The 19,563-nt window shown below is 67.4% G+C and carries 16 protein-coding genes and 1 tRNA gene; 9 read left to right on the top strand and 8 right to left on the bottom strand.

Going from position 1 to position 19,563, the window contains the following annotated elements; all coding sequences use genetic code 11:
* The first annotated feature begins 9 nt into the window (after nt 1-9).
* Nucleotides 10-94, top strand: a tRNA-Leu gene (locus NPJ82_RS11705).
* 33 nt (nt 95-127) lie between these two features.
* Here NPJ82_RS11705 and cysS read toward each other — a convergent pair.
* The 4 genes from cysS to NPJ82_RS11685 form a co-directional block, all read right to left on the bottom strand.
* On the bottom strand, nt 128-1,570 hold the full coding sequence (gene cysS, locus NPJ82_RS11700) for a cysteine--tRNA ligase (RefSeq protein ID WP_342657475.1): 1,443 nt from the start codon (nt 1,568-1,570) through the stop codon (nt 128-130).
* Between the two features lie 143 nt (nt 1,571-1,713).
* On the bottom strand, nt 1,714-2,604 hold the full coding sequence (locus tag NPJ82_RS11695) for an intradiol ring-cleavage dioxygenase (protein WP_342657474.1): 891 nt from the start codon (nt 2,602-2,604) through the stop codon (nt 1,714-1,716).
* Between the two features lie 101 nt (nt 2,605-2,705).
* The gene (locus tag NPJ82_RS11690) at nt 2,706-4,061 is read right to left on the bottom strand and encodes a HAMP domain-containing sensor histidine kinase (RefSeq protein ID WP_342657473.1); all 1,356 of its coding nucleotides are present in this window, start codon (nt 4,059-4,061) and stop codon (nt 2,706-2,708) included.
* The gene (locus tag NPJ82_RS11685; protein ID WP_342657472.1) at nt 4,045-4,800 is read right to left on the bottom strand and encodes a response regulator transcription factor; all 756 of its coding nucleotides are present in this window, start codon (nt 4,798-4,800) and stop codon (nt 4,045-4,047) included. The genes NPJ82_RS11690 and NPJ82_RS11685 overlap by 17 nt, the downstream gene beginning before the upstream one ends.
* A 266-nt stretch (nt 4,801-5,066) precedes the next feature.
* Here NPJ82_RS11685 and rpsU point away from each other — a divergent pair, with 266 nt between their 5' ends.
* From rpsU to NPJ82_RS11660, 5 genes are all read left to right on the top strand, one after another.
* Complete coding sequence (gene rpsU / locus NPJ82_RS11680; protein WP_007404630.1) at nt 5,067-5,273, top strand: 30S ribosomal protein S21; 207 nt, start codon at nt 5,067-5,069, stop codon at nt 5,271-5,273.
* Nucleotides 5,274-5,396: 123 nt separating this feature from the next.
* Nucleotides 5,397-5,996 carry an FKBP-type peptidyl-prolyl cis-trans isomerase gene (locus NPJ82_RS11675; RefSeq protein WP_342657471.1) on the top strand — a complete coding sequence of 200 codons (600 nt, stop codon included), beginning with the start codon at nt 5,397-5,399 and terminating at the stop codon, nt 5,994-5,996.
* Nucleotides 5,997-6,261: 265 nt separating this feature from the next.
* The gene (locus NPJ82_RS11670; protein ID WP_342657470.1) at nt 6,262-7,065 is read left to right on the top strand and encodes a DUF4019 domain-containing protein; all 804 of its coding nucleotides are present in this window, start codon (nt 6,262-6,264) and stop codon (nt 7,063-7,065) included.
* A gap of 193 nt (nt 7,066-7,258) precedes the next feature.
* Nucleotides 7,259-9,004 (top strand): beta-N-acetylglucosaminidase domain-containing protein, encoded by a 1,746-nt coding sequence (locus NPJ82_RS11665; RefSeq protein ID WP_342657469.1) that lies wholly within the window; start codon nt 7,259-7,261, stop codon nt 9,002-9,004.
* Nucleotides 8,974-9,222, top strand: a complete 249-nt coding sequence (locus NPJ82_RS11660; RefSeq protein ID WP_342657468.1) for a hypothetical protein — start codon at nt 8,974-8,976, stop codon at nt 9,220-9,222. Before NPJ82_RS11665 ends, NPJ82_RS11660 begins: the two co-directional genes overlap by 31 nt.
* Before the next feature lie 21 nt (nt 9,223-9,243).
* Here the strand turns inward: NPJ82_RS11660 and NPJ82_RS11655 are convergent, their stop codons facing one another.
* A complete protein-coding gene (locus tag NPJ82_RS11655) occupies nt 9,244-10,404 on the bottom strand; it encodes a dienelactone hydrolase family protein (RefSeq protein ID WP_342657467.1) in 1,161 nt (386 codons plus the stop codon).
* 117 nt (nt 10,405-10,521) lie between these two features.
* Here NPJ82_RS11655 and NPJ82_RS11650 point away from each other — a divergent pair, with 117 nt between their 5' ends.
* Both NPJ82_RS11650 and NPJ82_RS11645 read left to right on the top strand, forming a co-directional pair.
* Nucleotides 10,522-12,381 carry a M1 family metallopeptidase gene (locus NPJ82_RS11650; RefSeq protein WP_342657466.1) on the top strand — a complete coding sequence of 620 codons (1,860 nt, stop codon included), beginning with the start codon at nt 10,522-10,524 and terminating at the stop codon, nt 12,379-12,381.
* Nucleotides 12,382-12,548: 167 nt separating this feature from the next.
* A complete protein-coding gene (locus tag NPJ82_RS11645) occupies nt 12,549-13,106 on the top strand; it encodes a CHAP domain-containing protein (protein WP_112382700.1) in 558 nt (185 codons plus the stop codon).
* A gap of 285 nt (nt 13,107-13,391) precedes the next feature.
* On the opposite strand, the gene NPJ82_RS11640 is transcribed toward NPJ82_RS11645, so the two are convergent.
* The 3 genes from NPJ82_RS11640 to NPJ82_RS11630 are packed head-to-tail and all read right to left on the bottom strand — an operon-like array spanning nt 13,392 to nt 17,561.
* The gene (locus NPJ82_RS11640; protein WP_342657465.1) at nt 13,392-14,690 is read right to left on the bottom strand and encodes an MFS transporter; all 1,299 of its coding nucleotides are present in this window, start codon (nt 14,688-14,690) and stop codon (nt 13,392-13,394) included.
* Nucleotides 14,691-14,712: 22 nt separating this feature from the next.
* Nucleotides 14,713-16,197 carry an alginate export family protein gene (locus NPJ82_RS11635; RefSeq protein ID WP_112382702.1) on the bottom strand — a complete coding sequence of 495 codons (1,485 nt, stop codon included), beginning with the start codon at nt 16,195-16,197 and terminating at the stop codon, nt 14,713-14,715.
* Between the two features lie 32 nt (nt 16,198-16,229).
* Complete coding sequence (locus NPJ82_RS11630; protein WP_267351507.1) at nt 16,230-17,561, bottom strand: dicarboxylate/amino acid:cation symporter; 1,332 nt, start codon at nt 17,559-17,561, stop codon at nt 16,230-16,232.
* Between the two features lie 206 nt (nt 17,562-17,767).
* Here NPJ82_RS11630 and NPJ82_RS11625 point away from each other — a divergent pair, with 206 nt between their 5' ends.
* On the top strand, nt 17,768-19,561 hold the full coding sequence (locus tag NPJ82_RS11625) for a cache domain-containing protein (protein WP_342657464.1): 1,794 nt from the start codon (nt 17,768-17,770) through the stop codon (nt 19,559-19,561).
* The last annotated feature ends 2 nt before the right edge of the window (nt 19,562-19,563 follow it).

The following is a 19,563-nucleotide window of genomic DNA, read 5'->3' as shown; positions in this document are numbered from 1 at the left end:
GGCTTCGCTGCCCCTGTGGCGAAATTGGTAGACGCATTCGACTCAAAATCGAACGCCGCAAGGCATGCTGGTTCGAGTCCGGCCAGGGGCACCACAGACCGCTTGAGCAGGACATGCCGACGCCCGGTCAGAGCGTCGGGCGCCAGTCCCAGCCGAGCGGGTCGCCATCCATCACCTCCACGCCGCCCGCCGCCAGTGCGTCGCGAATCGCGTCCGAACGGGCGAAGTCCTTCGCCGTGCGCGCCCCGCGGCGTTCGGCCAGATGCGCCTCGACCTCCGCTTCCGTCAGCGTTGCCGCGGCAGGGCGCACGCGCAGCGCGGCGCGGGTCAGCGTGGTGAGTTGCAGGCCCAGCACCGCGTCGAAATCCTCCAGTGCCGCCAAGCGTCGGGCGGGGGCGATGCGCTTGTCGGCGAGCAGCTCGTCCAGCACGGGGAGCGCGCGGGGCGTCGCGAGGTCGTCGGACAGGGCGGCGTCGAGCCGCTGGCGATAGTCCGCGGCATCGCCCTTGTCGGGGGCGTCGCTGCGCGCGCGCAAGACCTCCACCGACTGGACGAGGCGCTTCAGCCGGGTCTGGGCCGCGGCCAGATTGTCCCAGCTGAACTCCATTTCGGAGCGATATTGCGCCTGAAGGCACATCAGCCGGTAGGCGAGCGGGTGGAAGCCGCGATCGACCAGCGCCTGAAGCGTGAGGAACGCGCCGGACGACTTGGACATCTTGCCCGAGCGCTCGACCAGAAAGTTGTTGTGCATCCAGATCGTCGCGCCGGTATCCGCCGAGCAGCTATGCGCCTGGTTCTGCGCGATCTCGTTGGGGTGGTGGATCTCGCGGTGGTCGATTCCGCCGGTGTGGATGTCGAAGCGTTCGCCCAGATACATCTGGCTCATCACCGAGCATTCCAGATGCCAGCCGGGCGCACCGCGACCCCAGGGGCTGTCCCATTCCATCTGGCGGTTCTCGCCCGGGGTGGAGGCGCGCCAGATCGCGAAGTCGGCGGCGTGGCGCTTTCCCTCGACCGGATCAATGCGGCTTTCGCCCTCGTCATCCTTGTGCCGCGCGAGGCGGCCATAATCGGGCACGGTGCTGGTATCGAAATACAGGCCGTCGGCGAGCCGGTAGCAATGCTTCGCCTCGATCGCGATGGCGAAGTCGATCATCGCTTGCACATGGTCGGTGGCGAGCGGGAAGCGGGTCGGCTCCCGGATGCCGAGGTCGGAAAGGTTCTGCTTGAACGCGGCGGTATAATGGGCGGCGATCGCCCAGATATCCTGGCCGCTCTTTTTGGCGGCGGCTTCCATCTTGTCGTCGCCGGCATCGGCGTCCGAGGTCAGGTGGCCGACATCGGTGATGTTGATGATATGGGTCAGCGTGCCCCAGCCCATCGCGGGGGCTTTCCAGGTCAGCGTGCGCGACAGCGTGTCGGTAAAGACATAGGCACGCAGATTGCCGATATGCGCATAGTTGTAGACGGTGGGACCGCAGGAATAAACGCGGATGTTTGCCGGGTCGAGCGGCTGGAACAGCTCGGGATTGCGCGTCAGGCTGTTATAAAGGGTGAGCGGCGTCGTCATGGCGCTGCCTTAGCGGGGCGGGCGCCGGGCCGAAAGGGGCCCCGGCCGACCATAGGAGGCCGACCGGGGCGGCACGGCGACAGGGGGGAGCACCGTGCCTTTGTACGGCAGGACCGGGAGCGTTCCTGCCGATCCGGTAAAGATCAGCGCGCGATGCCGATGATGGCCGAGCCGGTGTAACCGGCGGTGGGGCTGCCGGTGAGCGTGGGCGTCTGTTGTGCGATCTGGGCGGCGGTGTTGTCGCCGAAGACATTGTCGGACGACAGGCTGATGCGGGCGAAGTTGGTGGCGCTGCCCGGATAGGTGGCAGTGTCGGCATAAACGGCGGTGCAGACCGCGCTTGGCAGGGCCAGTTGCGAGACCAGCACGGCGTAGCGGCCGCTGGTCGCGGCGGTCAGGCTGGAAAAGACCTCGAAATGGATATGTGGCCAGCGTCCGCTGTAGCAGCCGGGGACGATCATGGTGAACGTCACCTCGCCATTCGCGTCGGTCACCTGCACGCCGCGCAGATAGCTTTCGGTCGCGGCGGTGTAGAGCGAGTAGTTGCCGCTGCGATCGCACATCCAGATATAGACGGCATAGCCCGAAAGGGCGGCGCAGGTGGCGTTGACGTTGACGACCTTCAGGGTGAGGGTGAGTTGGACGCCGGTGGCGACGGTGCTGCTGCTGATGAAGCTGGCGCGGAGGTCGGAGCGGAGGATGCCGCTGGTGGTGAGTGCGTTGGACGTGGCGCCGCTGGAGGTGTTGGTGCCGTCGGCGGGATAGGGGCCATTGGTTTCGGTCGGGTCGGCGATGCAGGCGGCCGAGGTGCCGACGCTGGGTGTCGGCGTCGATGTCGGTGTCGGTGTGGCGGTGGTGCTGCTGACCACGGCGACCGCATCGTCCTCGCTGCCGCCGCATCCGGCGACCATGGCCGCGGTGCCGGCTCCGGCGAACCATTTCAGCGCCCGGCGGCGGGCCATCATCGCACCCATCACCGTCAGGTCATGGGCGAGACCCAGATCGTGATCCTCCGGTTCGTGATCGTGTCGCATGCGCATCCTCCTTGCTCCCCTGTCGGGCGTCGATCGGCAGGGTGGCGGGGGCATGTCGCCGGCATGTTTCGACACGCTGAAATATTGTAACGGAGGAGATCTCAGCGCGAGAGGGGCAGCGTCACGCTGGCCCGCGCCCCGGTGCCGCCAGGACGATTGGCGAGCGTCGCTTCGCCGCCATGGTGTTCGGTGATCGCGCGAACGATGGCGAGACCCAGCCCAGTGCCGCCGGTCGCGCGATTGCGCGACGGATCGCCGCGGACAAAGGGGTCGAACAGACGCGCCACCTGTGCCGGATCGACGCCGGGGCCGGCGTCATCGACGGTGACGGTCACCATGTCGTCGTCGATGGTCCAGCCGACGGTTGCATGTTCGCCGTAGCGGATCGCATTGGCGATGAGGTTGGTGAACACGCGGCGCAGCGCAACCGAATCGCCGCGGACGATGGCACGCGGGCTGGCGACCAACGTTACCGGCTCCCCGGCCTCCGCCATGTCCTCGACCAGCGAATCGAGCAGTGCGCCGAGATCGATGCGGGTGCGCACCGGCGCCACCGTTTCGTCGCGAGCGAAACGCAAGGCCGCGCCGATCATCGCGCGCATCTCGTCCAGGTCGGCGCTGGCGCGGGCATGGGCGGCCTCCGGCAGCTGTTCGATCCAGAAGGCGAGGCGGGACAGCGGGGTGCCGAGATCGTGCGCGATCGCGGCCAGCATCACGGTCCGCTGTTCGGCATGGCCGGCCAGCCGCGCATGCATGGCGCGCACCGCGGCGGACAGGCGGCGAACCTCGCGCGAGCGGCTGTCGGGCAGGGGGGGGAGGTCGGCGCCGGCGCGGGCGTGGTCAGCGGCGGCGGCCAGTTGGCCGAGCGGGCGGGAGATCGCGCGGGCGAGCATCCAGGCGGGGATGGAAAGGAGCAGGATCGCGGCAAGCATGCCGAGCAGGACGGCGACGTGCCAGGGCGTGAAGACGCTGTAGGGCGCATTGCGCAGCACGTGCCAGCGACCGTCGCGGCGCAGGGCGACGGTGAAGCGGCCGCCGAGCCAGTCGGGGCGGATGGGGGTGATGCCGGGGGGCGGGCGGCCCGCGAAGTCGCGGGAATGGTCGAAGGGAAAGCGCTGCGGCCCGGGGCCGGAATAGACGCGGACCCGTGCGACAGGCGCGTCGAGCAGCTCGGCGAGGCGCTGGGCGACGCGGGGGTCGGGGCGCTCGCCGGGCTGGGGGACGGGCGGGGCGGTTTCGTGGCGGACGACGAGGGCGGGGCCGCGCTGATCGGGGCTGCGGCCGGTGGCGAGGGTGGAGGCGAGAATGCTCAAGGGGCGCGGCGGGTCGCGCGGCGGGGGGCCGTTGAAGGTGATGATGAACGAGGCGAGCGTCGCCACCATGACCGAGGCGATGACCAGCGCGAAGATCGGCCGGGCAAGGCTGGGCAGCCGGGCCGGATCAGCGCGTTTCGACATTGGCGACGAACATATAGCCTTCGTTGCGCACGGTGCGGATCAGATCGTCGCCGCCTCGCCCGTCGCCCCGGCTGAGCTTTCGGCGCAGCCGGCTGACCTGCACGTCGATCGCACGGTCGAAATGCTCGGCGGTGGGCCCGCGTGCATGGTCGAGCAGGAAGTCGCGGCTGAGGACGCGGCGGGGGTGATCCACAAAGGTCATCAGCATCCGGAACTCGCCGTCCGACAGGTTGATGACGACCTCGTCCGGGTCGAGCAACTGGCGGCCGATCGGGTCCAGCCGCCACCCGGCAAAGCGCTGCATGGGGCGGGCGGCGGGGATCGGCGCCTCGGCGCGCGCCGATGCGGTGGCGTTGCGGCGCAGCACCGACCGGATGCGGGCGAGCAACTCGCGCGGGTTGGCGGGCTTGGCGATATAGTCGTCCGCGCCCATTTCCAGCCCGATGATACGGTCCACCTCCTCGCCGATGACCGACAGGATGATGACCGGCGGCGCGGTCGCGCGGTCGAGCGTGCGCAGGACCGAGAGGCCGTCCTCGCCGGGCATCATCACGTCCAGCACGATCAGCGCATAGGCCTGCCGCGCTATCTGCGCGCGCATCTCGGCGGCGTCGGCGGCGGTATCGACCACATAGCCGTGCGCGGACAGGAAGCCCGCGGTCAGCTCGCGAATGCCGGGATCGTCGTCGACGATGAGAAGGCGGGTGGATAGGTCCAAGCTGGCGGCCGTTTGCAACATGTCCCGGGGGATCGGACATATGCGTATCGCGCACATGTCGGGGCTGCAACATCGTGCAACGAATGTCCGGGCGCCTCCCGATCGTGGCATCATGGCCACACCGGCGGACCCCGTCGACGGGCGGCGAGACGTGCTTGCCAAGGATGCCCGGTGCTGCTAGGCGCCGCCTGTTCTCGACGCGGACTCGTTCGCGCCGGCTATTCGCCATTCAGATTGATTGCTGTTCCGGCATGGGCAGCGCATATCGACCGGAGTTTTTGGATTTTATGCAGATCATCGTTCGCGACAACAATGTCGACCAGGCTCTTCGTGCGCTCAAGAAGAAGCTGCAGCGCGAGGGCGTGTATCGCGAAATGAAGCTGCGCCGTCACTACGAGAAGCCGTCGGAGAAGCGCGCCCGCGAGCGTGCCGCCGCCGTGCGTCGCGCCCGCAAGCTTGAGCGCAAGCGCGCCGAGCGCGACGGCGCCCGGTAAGCGACTTAGCCGGATGTGATGCCGCTCCCCCGTATCGGCGGGAGGGCGGATCCCCCGGCACCGCGTTTCCCGACCTATCACCGGTGACGGCCGGACCGGCACCACAGAATCAGGTGCCTATCGATGTCCACCGTCACCGCCGTGCCGCTGCAGCCCGTCAAGCGCAGCTATCTCATCTATCTGTGGCTGGGTCTGGTGCTCGCCTGTGTCGCGGCCGTCGCGCTGGCGACGCAGGGTGACGACTTCCTGACCCGCAACGCCCGCGCCAAGGGCGTGGTGACCACCGCTTCGGGCCTGCAATACAAGGTGCTGGAGCCGGGTCAGCCGGGTGCGGCCAAGCCCACCGATGCCGATGTCGCGCTGGTCCAGTATGAGGGCAAGCTGCTGAACGGCACCACGTTCGACAAGTCGCAGCAACCGACGCCGATGCCGGTCTCGGCGGTGGTGCCCGGCTTCTCCGAAGCGCTGAAGCTGATGCCGAAGGGCGCCAAGTACCGCGTCTGGATCCCGTCGGCGCTGGGCTATGGCGAGCGCGAGGCGGGACCGATCCCGGCCAATTCGACGCTGGTGTTCGACGTGCAGTTGCTCGACTTCCTGCCGGAAAGTGTCGTGCGGCAGATGCAGATGCGCCAGGGCATGGGCGGCGCGATGCCGGGTGGCGCGGTCCCCGGTGGTGCGATGCCGGGCGGCGCCGTTCCGGGCGCACCGACGCCGACGAACTGATCGCGGGCAATCGCCAAAGGTTCAGAAGGGCTCCGCCAGATGTGGCGGGGCCCTTTTTCGTTGCTGTCCTGCGATCGACGGCATGGCGTAGCATTTGACAGCGGATGTCGGGCAAGCGCCTGCAACACGGTGTGTCGGTACCGGGCGACTGCGGCAAGCAAACTGGTTTCCCTGCCCCGGCCTTGGTCATGCATGGGGGGCTGATCGACCGCGGATGTTCGGCGGCTGGTAGAAAGCCGTTTTGTTGCCCTTTACAGTCGCCGCCATGGAGCAACGAACGACCAGCTCGGGCAGCAGCAGCGCCCCCTCCCTGACTGAACGGGAGAAGGAAACGCTTCGTTTGCTGCTCAAGGGCCACGATGCCAAATCGATCGCCCGCCAGCTTCAGCTGTCCGTACACACCGTCAATGAGCGACTGCGCGATGCGCGTCGCAAATTGGGTGTGGCGAGCAGCCGTGAGGCGGCGAGACTTTTTGCCGAAATGGACGACGCGGGCCCCGGGAATCTCGGGGACAAGGTTTTGGGGGTGGCGGCCACGCCTGTCCCCATGGACTCGGTTGGGCCGGGAAATCGCCAGCAGGGTGCAATGCACCGGTTGGCCTGGCTCAGTGGAGGAATGTTCGTCATGTCGCTTGTCATCGCCGCCTTTGCCCTTGCATCGGCCTTTCATGGAAACGGCGCGTCGAATGCGCAGGTGCCGGAGACGAGCGCCCCAGCCGCCGATGCTTCGGCTTCGATGAGTCAGGGCGAAGCCCGTCAATGGTTGAGCTTGTTGGACAAAGGCGAATGGGAGGCGAGCTGGCGCGCCACCGCAAGCCTGTTCAAATCCCAGATATCGGCGCCGCAATGGGCGGCGGTCATCCAGCCGGTGCGGCTACCGCTGGGCGCGGCTTCCTCACGCACCTTTCAGAATGTGACGAGGACCAAATCGCTTCCCGGCGTGCCGGCGGGAGATTACGAGGTTCTTCAGTTTCGCACGAACTTTGCGCACAAACCCGGCGCTGTCGAGACGATCACCCTCGCGCGCGAAGGCGCGACATGGAAGGTGGCCGGCTATTTCATCAAGTGAGGCGGCGGCCATTAGCAATGGCCGTGTCCGGTGGGGCCCCCGATAGCGGCGCGATCATGACATGAGCTTTGGCGGCCGGTTACCGGGTCGACGCTGAGACGCCCGACATGTGCGGCCATGCCATCGCTTGCCGTTCGCGCGACATCCTCCTAATCATTGGTCAATAATACCAATTCGATACCGGAGAACAGGGATGACGCGACGCATGGGCAGGATCGGCGCCAACTCGATGATGGTCGCGGCGGCGGCGCTGGCGGTGATGGCGGCGCCCGCATCCGCACAGCCGGCGACGTTGCCGGCGATCTTTCCCGCGCCGGTGTCGATGACGTTGGGGCAAGGGGTGGTCGCCCTGGGTTCCTCGGTGGTGCTGGTCGCCGGCGCCGATGCCGATCCCGCAACGGTGGCACTGGTGCGTGGCATACTGACCTCGGCCGGGGTGGAGACGGTCACCACCGCGCGGCGGGTGCCGGCAACGCTGGACGGGGTGTATGTCGTGGTGGGCACCGGCGGCGATGCGGTGGTGCGCGATGCGCTGGCGCGCAGCGGGGCCAGGATCGGTGAAGAGGCCGAGGGCTATACGATCGCCAGCGTGGCGCAAGGGCGCGGCGGGCTGATCACGCTGGCGGGGCGCGATGGCGACGGGGTGTTCCATGCCGCGCAGACATTCCGCCAACTGGCACGGCGCGGCACGATCCCCGCGCTGGTAATCCAGGACCATCCGGCCATGCCCATCCGCGGTACGATCGAGGGCTTTTACGGCGCGCCCTGGACAATGGCGGACCGGACCAAGCATCTGGACTTCCTCGCCAGTGTCAAGGCGAACACCTATGTCTACAGCCCCAAGGACGATCCTTACGCCCGCGACCGCTGGCGCGAGCCCTATCCCGCCGAGACGCTGTCGGCGCTGGGCACGCTGGCCGCGGCGGCGCGGCGCAACCATGTCGACTTCGTTTATGCGATCTCGCCAGGGCCAACGGTGTGCTTTTCCGATCCGGCCGACCTGAGCGCGCTGGAGCGCAAGTTCGATGCGCTGCGCGGGATCGGCGTCCACAGCTTCTATGTGGCGCTGGACGACATCGAATATACCAAGTGGAACTGCGAGCAGGACAAGGCGGCCTTCGGCCCGTCGGGCGCGGAGGCGGCGGGGATCGCGCAGTCGAAGCTGTTGAACGCAGTGCAGGCCGATCTCATTGCCAAGGACCGGGCGTCGCGACCGCTGATCATGGTGCCGACCGAATATTTCGACGCCAAGGAAAGCCCGTACAAGGCGGCACTGCGCAAGCATCTCGACCCGCGCATCGTGGTGCAGTGGACCGGCACGGACGTGGTGCCGCCGGCGATCTCGGTGCCCGACGCCAAGGCGGCGACCAAGGCGTTCGGGCGCAAGACGCTGCTGTGGGACAATTATCCGGTCAACGACTATGCGCAGACGACGGGACGGTTGCTGATGGCGCCCTATGCGCGGCGGGAGGCGGGGCTGGCGAGCGAGCTGACCGGTATCCTTTCCAACCCGATGAACCAGGAGGCGCCGAGCCGGGTCGCGGTGACGGGCGTTGCGGCCTTTGCCTGGAACGACAAGGGCTATGATGCACAGCGGACTTGGCATGCCGCGGCGCGCGAACTGGCGGGGGGCGATGCCCGCGCGACCGAGGCGTTGCTGGTGTTCTTCGATACGCAGCACATGGCGCCGACCTTTGGCAGCCAGCCCTGGCAGGAGCAGGCGCCGCGGCTGAAGGCGGTGCTGGACCGGGTGCGCGAGGCGATCGCGGACGGCGATGCGGCGGCGCGGGCCGAGGCGATCGCCGAACTGCGCGAAACGGCGGATGCGATGGCGGGGGCGCCCGACATCATCCGCTCAGGCACCGTCGATCCGGGCTTTGCGGCCCAGTCGGCCCGTGGCTGGATGCGATGCAGCGCTGGGGCCGTGCGTTGCAACTGACCGCGGCCGGGCTGGATGCCGCCGACCGGGGCAATGGTGCGGCGGTGCGCTACTTCGCCGATGCCAAACGCATCGCGGGCGAGGCGGCGGCCGTCCAGAGCATTCCCGGCGCGACGCGCTTCGACGGACCGATCAGAATCGCGGACGGCGTGCTGGACGTGTTCGTCGCGGATGCGCCGACGCTGATCGCGCTGCCGCCGGCCGCTCCCGCACGGTAAAGCGGCCGATTGCGGCGATGCTCAAAGGGTGAGCATCGCCGTGGCGGCGGAGGCGGGGTCGGCGCGCGCCGCCAGCGATGCCTGAATGGCGGCGGCGGTGCGCGGCACCTTGCCCTTGTAGGCGATGCGGCCGTTCACCGTCACGGTGACGGGGCGGTCGAGGTTTAGCAGGTGATCCGACAGGCGCAGGGACGTGCCGGCCGGCACGTCTCCGGTCAGGGTGATCGACTGGCCATCTGCGGTCGCGACGATCTTGTCGCCCGCCTTGGCGGCGGCGGCGTCTGGGATCTGCAGCCAGTAGAAGCGGTCGCTGGTCACGTCGTCCTGCACCCAGACGACACGCTTCGGCCAGGGATTGCGGGTGAACTGCGCCATCCAGGGCAGCGCCTCTGCATCCTTGCGGTTCATCCAGTGGGGCAGGCCGGGATAGATGCGCGCCATGTGGACATAGCCGCCCGGGTCTGCGGCGTGCAGACGGTCCATCTCGGCGGCCTTTTGCGCGGCGATCTTGTTGCGGTCATAGGCACTGTCCGCGCCGCCCATGAAGATGGCGAAGGGCAGGTTGCGCAAGGGGAGCAGCGTCGATTCATTGGGGTGGCCCGCCATTGTCGCGGCGGCGGCGAAGCGGTCCGCCATGCGTGGCGCCAATTGCCAGACGCCGTCGCCGCCGGCGGAATAGCCCATGAGATAGACCTTGTTCGGGTCGACGCCGTTCAGCGCGACCTGCGCATCGATCAGCCGCTGGAACAGGGGATCGATATGCCCCTCGTGCCACAGGTTCCAGGTGTCGGTGGGCGCGCGGGGGGCGAGATAGATGCCCTCGGCCGGCTCGTAGAGGCGGATCTGGTTGCGCCATTGCTGGTCGTTCACCGCCGGCTCGGCATTGCCGCCGCCGTGCATGGAAATCCAGAGACTGCGACCGCCCTTCGGCGCGGTGCCGAAGACCTTGCTCTCCCATTTCAACGTCTTGTCGCCAATGGTGATCGACTTTGCCGCAAGCTGGGTCCGGTATTCGTCGGCCACCGCCTGAAGCCGGGCGGCCGCCATCTGGTCAAGCATCCGGGCAGCGGCGTCGCGGGATAGTCCCCTGGCGGCATGGGCGGTCGCCGGCCGTGGCGCAGGGGTCTGGGGAAGCGTCGCGGCGATGGCGGCGGCAAGGACGGGGGTAAGCCAGAAATGCATGGCGGGGCTTTTAGCGGGCATGGTGGCGGTGTCGATGGTGGGGGGCGCGGTGGCGGTTCATTTCCCATTCGGCCGGCATCCGCTTAAGGTGCAGCCATACTGACCTTTGGAGTTGCCATGCCTGCCACCGTTCTGGCGCTTGCCCCCATTCTCGCCCTTGCAGCACAGACGGCGCCTGTGCTCGCCACGCCGGAAGCGCGCGACGTGCACAGCCATGCCCGGCCGCTGGAGGCGCGGGTTTCCCATGTCTCGCTGAACCTGTTCGCCGATTTCGACAGCCATGTGCTGCGCGGGGTGGCGACGCTGTCGATCGATGCCCGGCCGGGGGCGGGGCAGGTGGTGCTGGACGATAACGGCTTGCGTATCGTCTCGGTCACCGATGCCGGTGGCAAGGCGCTGCCCTATACGGTGGGCAAGGGTGACGCGGTGCACGGCGCGCCCCTGACCGTGACGCTGAACGGGGCCAAGACGATCCGCATCGCCTATGCCTCCGCGCCCGAGGCGAAGGCGCTGCAATGGCTGAGCCCGGCGCAGACTGCGGGCAAGACGCAGCCCTTCCTGTTCAGCCAGGGCGAGGCGATCCTGAATCGCAGCTGGATCCCGACGCAGGATTCGCCGGGCATTCGCCAGAGCTGGGACGCGACGATCGATGTGCCGGCCAAGCTGACCGCAGTGATGAGCGGCGAGGCGAGGGGCAAGGCGGTGTGCAAGGCGGATCGCTGTACCTACCGTTATGCGATGGACAAGCCGGTGGCGCCCTACCTGATCGCGCTGGCGGTAGGGGATATTGCGTTTCGGGCGACGGGGGCGCGGACGGGGATCTGGGCGGAGCCGGTGACGCTGGACAAGGCAGCGTATGAGTTCGGGGAGCTGGACAAGTTCGTGGCAGCGGCCGAGGGGCTGTACGGGCCTTATCGCTGGGGACGGTACGATGTGCTTGTGTTGCCGCCCTCTTTTCCGTTCGGGGGCATGGAGAACCCGACGCTGACCTTTGCCACGCCGACCGCGATCGCGGGCGACCGCAGCCTGGTCAGCCTGATCGCGCACGAGCTGGCGCATAGCTGGTCGGGCAACCTGGTGACGAACGCGACCTGGAACGATTTCTGGCTGAACGAGGGCTTCACCAGCTATTTCGAGAACCGGATCATGGAGTCGCTGTACGGCCAGCGCCGCGCGGCGATGGAGGCCGATCTGGCGTGGACCGACATGCAGGCGGCGGTGAAGGATGCGGGCGGCCCGCAATCGCCCGATACGCGGCTGCATCTGGAACTGGACGCGTCGCGCGATCCCGACGACGGCATGACCCAGATCGCCTATGACAAGGGCGCGACCTTCCTGCGCACGATCGAGGCGACGGTGGGGCGGGCGCGGTGGGACGCGTATCTGCGTCGCTATTTCGACGTGCATGCCTTTCAGCCGCAGACCAGCGCGGGGTTCCTGGCCGATCTGAAGGCCAATCTGTTGAAGCCGGGCGAGGCGGAGCGGATCGGGGTGGACGCGTGGGTGTACCAGCCCGGCGTGCCCGCCAACGCGGTGCACGTGAAATCCGACGCGTTCCCGGCGATCGATGCAGCGGCCAAGGCGTTCGCGGCGGGCGGCCCGGTGTCGGCCGTACCTGGCGAGGTGACCACCCAGGAATATGTCCGCTTCCTGACGCAGTTGCCGCGCAGCATGCCGGCGGAGCGGCTGCGCGCGCTGGACGAGCGGTTCCACTGGAACGGGACGGGAAACAGCGAGATCCGCTTTGCCTGGCTGCAATTGGCGCTGGCCAATCGCTATCCCCCGGCCGAGACGTCGGCGGAGGCGTTCCTGACCGGTCAGGGACGGCGCAAGTTCGTCGCGCCGCTGTTTGCGCAGCTATGGGGGCAAGGCGACTGGGGTCGGGCCCTGGCGACGCGCATCTATGCCAAGGCACGGCCGGGCTATCACGCGGTGACGGCGACCACGGTCGACCGCCTGATGAAGGCGGCGAATTAACCATTCGGTAAGCTTTTGGAAGAGCGCGCGACGATCGGTGCATGCCAAGCATGCAAGTCGGCGACGATGAAACACAGTTCGTCGGATAAGGTTCCCGGCGCTCTTCCAAAAAATATCGGCACCCCGTAGCCAAAATTCATCACCTAGATTGGACCGGGGGGTCGCACGTGAGTGGAAAGTCGTTGGCAGCGCGTTTTGCGCTGGTGGTTTCGTGCGGCCTGATGATGGCCACGCCCGCAGCCGCACAATTCTGGCAGTGCGCACCCTATGCCCGCGAAATCTCGGGCATCGACATTCATGGCAATGCAAATACCTGGTGGGGCCAGGCCGAGGGCCGGTACGAGCGCGGCCATACCCCGCAGGCCGGATCGGTACTGGCATTCGAGGCGACGCGCCGGATGCGGGTCGGCCATGTCGCGATGGTATCGCGCGTGGTGAGCGAGCGCGAAGTGCTGCTGACCCATGCCAACTGGTCGCGCCGCGGCGGCATCGAGCGTGACGTGCGCGCCATCGACATCTCGCCGAACAACGACTGGTCGCAGGTCAAGGTATGGTACGGCCCCAATGGCGGGCTGGGCACCTCCAGCTACCCGACCAAGGGCTTCATCTATGCGGGCCATGCCCCGAAGGCGCCGATGGTTGACGCACTGCCGCCGGTGCAGATCGCCAGCCAGGGGCCCGATCCGATGACGGGGATCTATACCTTTGCGGGTGAGGTTAAGTAACGTTTGAGCCCTCTCCCCCACGGGGAGCATCAGGTGAACAGCGCCCCGCGCTGTTCAGCCCATGCCGGGGGCATGGGCGACCTGATGCTGGAGGGGACCCGCGGCTTTAGCCGTGGTGAGGCTGAGGGGTAGTCCAGCAATGCTGCGCTGCTTGGCGGCCCCTCACCCTCCCGCCGCTTTGCGGCGGGTCCCTCCCTCTCCCCGGAGGGGAGAGGGGTTATTGCGCTTGCATTGACGTTTAGGCGACTTCCCTTCCCTTTCCCCGGAGGGGAGAGGGCGTAAAGGTCAATCCTCGACGATCAGGCTGTTCTTCCGGGTGTCGCGCATGCGCAGGTAGATGACCAGCGAGATCGCGATCATTGCCGTTACATACCAGTAGAAGCCGCGCTCGAACCCGGCGTCCTTAAACTTCAGCGCGACGAACTCGGCGGTGCCGCCGAAGATGGTGTTGGCGAGCGCATAGGGCAGCGCGACGCCGAGCGCGCGGATATGCGCGGGGAACAGCTCCGCCTTCACCACGGCGTTGATCGAGGTGTAGCCGGTGACGATGATCAGCGCAGCCATGACGAGTGCGCCGGCGACCCAGGGGTCGCGGGTCGTCTCCAGCGTGGAGAAGATCGGATAGGTGAAGCAGACGCCGGCGATGCCGAACGCAACCATCAGCGGCTTGCGCCCGATCCTGTCCGACAGGCCGCCGGCGAGCGGCTGAAGCAGCATGAAGACGAACAGGGTGGCGGCGTTGATCTGGCTGGCGACCGGGCGGCTGAAGCCCGACGTGTTGACCAGGAACTTCTGCATGTAGATCGAATAGGCGTAGAAGGCGAGCGTGCCGCCCGCGGTCAACAGCATCACCGTCAGCGTTTCGCGCGGATGATGCTTGATGAGCTGCAGGAAGCCGGACTTGGGCGCGCCTTCCTTCTTGGCGTTCTGATAGCTTTCGGTCTCGGCCAGGCCGCGGCGGATGTAGAAGACGACGACCGCCAGCACCGCGCCGATCGCGAACGGGATGCGCCAGCCCCAGGCGTCGAGATCCGCCTCGGGCAGTACCGTCTGGAGGATCAGCAGCACGCAGATGGCGAGCAACTGGCCGGAGATCAGCGTGACATATTGGAAGGACGAGAAGAAGCCGCGCCGGTCCTTGCCCGCCATTTCGGACAGGTAGGTGGCGCTGGCACCATATTCGCCGCCGACCGACAGGCCCTGCATCAGGCGCGCGATGACGAGCGCGGCGGGGGCAAACAGGCCGATCGTCGCATAGCCCGGCGTGACCGCGATGATGAGCGAGCCCGCGCACATCAGCGTGACCGACAGGGTCAGCCCCGCCTTGCGCCCCTTGCGATCGGCATAGATGCCCATGATCCAGGCACCGATCGGGCGCATGATGAAGCCGACCGCGAACACCGCCGCGGCGGACAGCAACTGGGCGGTGCGATCTTCCGATGGGAAGAAATGCGGCGCGAAATACAGGGTGAAGGCGGAATAGACATACCAGTCGAACCATTCCACCAGATTGCCGGTCGATCCCCCGATGATCGATTTCAGCCGGTGGTTGCGGGTGTCCGCACCCATTGCGGTTGATGCCATGTCTATTCCTCTTCGTAGGATATCAGAACCGGAAGCTAAACCACCCCGCGGCGAAAAACGAATTGTTCAACCCGGCCCGGTCGAGCACGGTCTTCGCCTGGAGATGTTCCAGTCGGCCGGTGAAGGAGAGGCGGGGCGTGATGCTCCACACCGCCTGAAGCCGGGCGACCTCGGCGATGGCGCGGCCGTCGACGGTTTGCGTGCGCGGCAGCGCGGCACCACTGGCGCGGTACACCGCATCGTTTTCATCCGGGCGCCAGGCAAAGCCGTATTCGGCCGCGAGGCGCACGCCCTTGATCGGGGTGAAGGTGAAATTCGGTGCGGTGTAGAGCAGGTTCGTCGGCGTCAGGAACAGGCCGTAGCTGTAATAGATGTTGTTGCCGAACAGGCCGCTGGTCGTGTTCAGCGTGCCGCCGTCATAGCTGCCGCCGCCCGAGCCGTAATCGACATGGACGCCGACCCGCGGGGCATCGGCCGTCTTGCCCAGCTTGTAGGTCTGCGCGACGAACGCCTGCCAGCCGGAGATCTTCTGGTTGCCGAAGGTGCCGCCCTGATGGTTGACCGTCCAGTCGATGGTGACCGGACCGATGTCGCCATAGGTGTGCAAGCCAATGAAATAGCGTTCTTCACGCGCGATGCGGCCGCCCCAGGTCGCCGCGCGGTTGCGCAGGCGCCAGACGAACGGATCGGCATACAGCTTCGAGCCGCCGAACAGGTCGGTGGGGATCTTGAAGCCGAAGGTCGCGCCGGAGAACCGGACATTGTCGTTCTTGCGATCGTCGCTCAGGCCTTCATAGCCATAGGAGACGTAGTTCAGGTCGAACACGTCGAGCCGGGTGGTGGCATTGCGTGCATAGGCGCGGACGCCGTCGAGGACGAAGAACAGCGTGTTGTTGTCGCGCGGCACGGTCAGCAGCTGCGGGCCGTCGGCAAAGGTCTGGCGACCGGCGCGGATGCCGCTGTCGAAGCCGGCGACATTGCCCTTCACCTCGGCGAAAAGCTGCTGCACGGCCAGATCGTTGCGCAGGTTCGCGTTGGGATTGCCCAGGTTGCGGCCGTTCAGGCTGGCATGGCCGACCTCGCCGAAGACGCGGAAGTGATCCCCCAGATGGACGTCGGCGCCGCCGACCAGGCGGAGAATGTCCTGGCGCTGGGCTTCGCGGTCCTGAAGATTGGGGTTGGTCGTCAGGTTGGTGCGGACGCGCGCCTCGCCGGAGAAGGTGACGTAGACATCGCCCTCCTGCGTCAGCTTCACGCATTTCAGGGCATCCAGCGGATCGTCGCGCTTGGCCGGGTCGCACATCCGGCGCCAATCCTCTGCCCAGCGCGACTGGTTGTAGCCGCCGGTGGTGGTGCCGTCGCCGGCGGCCGCGGACGGGTAGGCGCCGGTGGACGGGCTTGCACGCTCCGGGCTGTTGCCGGGGATCGCGCTCTGGGCGTTGGCGGCCATGGGGGCGAGCCCCGGGGCGAGGGCGATCGCGGCCCCCGCCAACCAGACGTTCTTCATTCTATTCCTCTCTGAAAGGCGGGAGCGCGGTCTTATGCCGCGTTGATTGCCGAGCCGTTAACGATGGCCGGGGCGGTGCGGCTGTTCAGCGCGGCATCCAGCGCATCCTTGTCGAGCGCGTTTTCCCAGCGGGCGACGACCACGGTCGCCACCGCATTGCCGATGAAGTTGGTCAGGCTGCGGCATTCCGACATGAAGCGGTCGATGCCCAGGATCAGCGCCATGCCCGCGATCGGGATGGTGGGCACGATCGAGAGCGTCGCGGCGAGCGTGATGAAGCCCGCGCCGGTGACGCCGGCGGCCCCCTTCGAACTCAGCATCGCGACCAGCAGCAGGGCGAGCTGCTGACCCAGCGACAGGTCCACGCCGCAGGCCTGGGCGATGAACAGTGCCGCCAGCGTCATGTAGATGTTGGTGCCGTCGAGGTTGAACGAATAGCCGGTGGGGACGACCAGGCCGACGACCGACTTCTCGCAGCCGGCCTTTTCCATCTTCTGGAGCAGGCTGGGGAGGGCGGCCTCGGACGAGGAGGTGCCCAGGACGAGCAGCAGCTCGGCCTTGAGGTAGCGGATCAGCTTGAACACCGAGAAGCCGTTCACCCGCGCGATCGTGCCGAGCACGACCGCGACGAACAGGAAGGCGGTCAGGTAGAAGGTGGCGACGAGCGCGCCCAGGTTGACGAGGCTGCCCAGCCCGTACTTGCCGATGGTGAAGGCGATCGCGCCGAAGGCACCGATCGGGGCCGCGCGCATCAGGATGCCGACCAGCTTGAAGACGACGATGCTCAAACGCTCGAGGCTGCTCAGCAGCGGCTTGGCGGGCTCGCCGATCAGCGCCATCGAGATGCCGAACAGGATGGCGACGAGCAGGACCTGAAGGATGTTGCCCTCGGTAAAGGCGCTGACCAGCGTGTCGGGGATGATGCCGAGCAGGAAGCCGGTGATCGTGGTGTCGTGCGCCTTGGCGGCATAGTCGTTGACCGCGGCGGCATCGAGCGTCGCCGGGTTGATGTTCATGCCGGCGCCGGGCTGTACGACATGGGCGACGATCAGGCCGACGACGAGGGCGAGCGTCGAGACGGTGATGAAGTAGAAGAACGCCTTGCCCGCGACGCGGCCGACCGAGGCGAGTTCGCGCATGCCGGCGATGCCGGTCACCACCGTCAGGAAGATGACGGGGCCGATGATCATCTTGACGAGCTTGATGAAGCCGTCGCCCAGCGGCTTCAGCGAGGCGCCGAAGCTTGGGTAGAGATGGCCGATGATCGCGCCCAGCGCGATGGCGACGAGGACCTGGACATACAGGTGCGACCATATTCTGGCGCGCTTGGGCGCCTCGGCCACGGCATAGTCTTGTGCGATCACGCTTTCGTCATCCTCTGCAAGAATGGGAGGCACCGTTGATCCGGGCTCTTGGAACCGCGAGTGTGCGCTGGAAGTGGCCGGGGTATCAACGGGCGGGTGGAATGACGCTAAATCCCCGGAAAACAGCCGAAACCGATTGGCCGATCGATACGGGGTGAGCGAATTTTCGCATGGCGCGGACGGCGTTGCTGCGATAGTCCGCACAGATGGGCGTTTTCTCCGCCAAGTCGATCCGCGTCCGCGTCGCGCTGGCGGCGGGGCTGGTCATGATCGTGACGCTGATCGTCGCGTTCGGTTTGCGGACCTATGCCTATCGCGACGCGATCGGCGATCTGCGCCGCGATGTCGGTCGGGTGGCGCGGCAACAGGAACGGCTGTTGTCGAGCGAGCTGCAACGCTTTCGGCTGCTGCCGATCGTGTTGGGCGAATATCCGGACCTGCGCAGCGCGTTGATCGCGGGACCGGGTCGGGCGGCCGACCGGATGAACGAGAAGCTGGCGCTGCTGGCGGGGCGCACCGGGGCGCCGGTCATCTACGTCATCAATCCGCAGGGGCGGACGATTGCTGCTTCCAATGCACGGAAGCCGGACAGTTTCGTGGGGCGCGACTATGCTTTTCGGCCCTATTTCCGGCGGGCGATGGCGAACGGGACGGCGGAATATTTCGCGCTGGGCAATGTCAGCCGCCGTCCCGGCCTCTTCCTGGCCCGCCGGTTGGGGCCGGTCGGGGCGCCGGTCGGCGTGGTCGTGGTGAAGGTTGAATTCGACGGACTGGCGCGTGCCTGGACGACGGATGTGGGGCAGACGCTGTTGGTCGACGGGCACGGCGTGGTGGTGGTGGCGACCGACCCGCCCGCGCGCTTTTCCACGCTGCGTCCGCTATCCTCGGGCGAGCGTGCCGAAATCCGGCAGACGCGGCAGTTCGGGTCCCTGCCGTTGCCACTGTCCGGCTATCGGCTGGGAAGGAACGGGAACGGGCGTGACCGGGTGGGCGACGAGGTGCTGGCGGCGGCGGTGCCGGCGCCGCTGCCGGGGTGGCGGCTGATCCATGTGGCGCCGGTCGGGACTGCGCTGCGCGAGGCGGATGCGTGGGTGCGGGCGGCGACGGTGCTGGTCGGCGTCGCGCTGGCGCTGCTGGCGGCGGGATGGCTGTGGCGGCAGACGCGCGCGGAGCGGCAGCTGGCGGCGAGGGCGGCGCTGGAGGAGGAGGTGACGCGGCGGACGGCCGAGCTGCGCGAGGCGAACGGGCGACTGACGGTGGAGATCGGCGAGCGCATCCGCGCCGACCAGCGCTTTCGCGCCGCGCGCGAGGAACTGGCGCAGGCCAACCGGCTGGGATCGCTGGGATCGATCACCGCGGGCGTGGCGCACGAGATCAACCAGCCGGTGGCGGCGATCCGCACGCTGGCCGACAATGCCCGCATCTTCCTGGAGCGCGCCGCACCCGAGCGCGCCGGACAGAATCTGGCCTCCATCGTCGAGCTGACCGAGCGGATCGGATCGATCGTGCAGGAGATGCGCCGCTTCGCCAGACGGGGTACGCACGGCATCGGCCCGGTGGCGATCGCCGAGATCATCGAGGGCACCATGCTGCTGATCGGCGACCGCTTTCGCAGCGCGGGCGTGACGCTGGACCGGCCGATGGCGGGCGATGCGCTGCCCATGGTGATGGCGGGGCGGGTGCGGCTGGAGCAGGTGCTGGTCAACCTGTTGCAGAATGCGCTGGATGCGGTGGCCAGGCAGGCGGTGCCGAGGGTCGCGCTATATGTGGAAGACGATGGCGGCGACACGGTTGCGATCGTCGTCGCCGATAATGGTTCGGGGCTGGACCCGGCGCTGGCGCCGGTGATCTTCACCCCGTTCGTGACCGGCAAGCCCGACGGGCTGGGCCTGGGTCTGGGGATTGCACGCGATATCATGACGGAATTCGGTGGCATGCTGGAGACGGTTCCATCCAGGCTGGGCGGCGCGGCGTTCCGCGTGACGTTGCGGCGGGCGTGAGC

The sequence above is a fragment of the Sphingomonas sp. NY01 genome (assembly GCF_038809135.1).
Classification (GTDB): Bacteria; Pseudomonadota; Alphaproteobacteria; order Sphingomonadales; family Sphingomonadaceae; genus Sphingomonas; species Sphingomonas carotinifaciens.
Note: the sequence above shows the minus strand (reverse complement) of the source record. Positions and strands in the feature narration are given on the sequence as shown.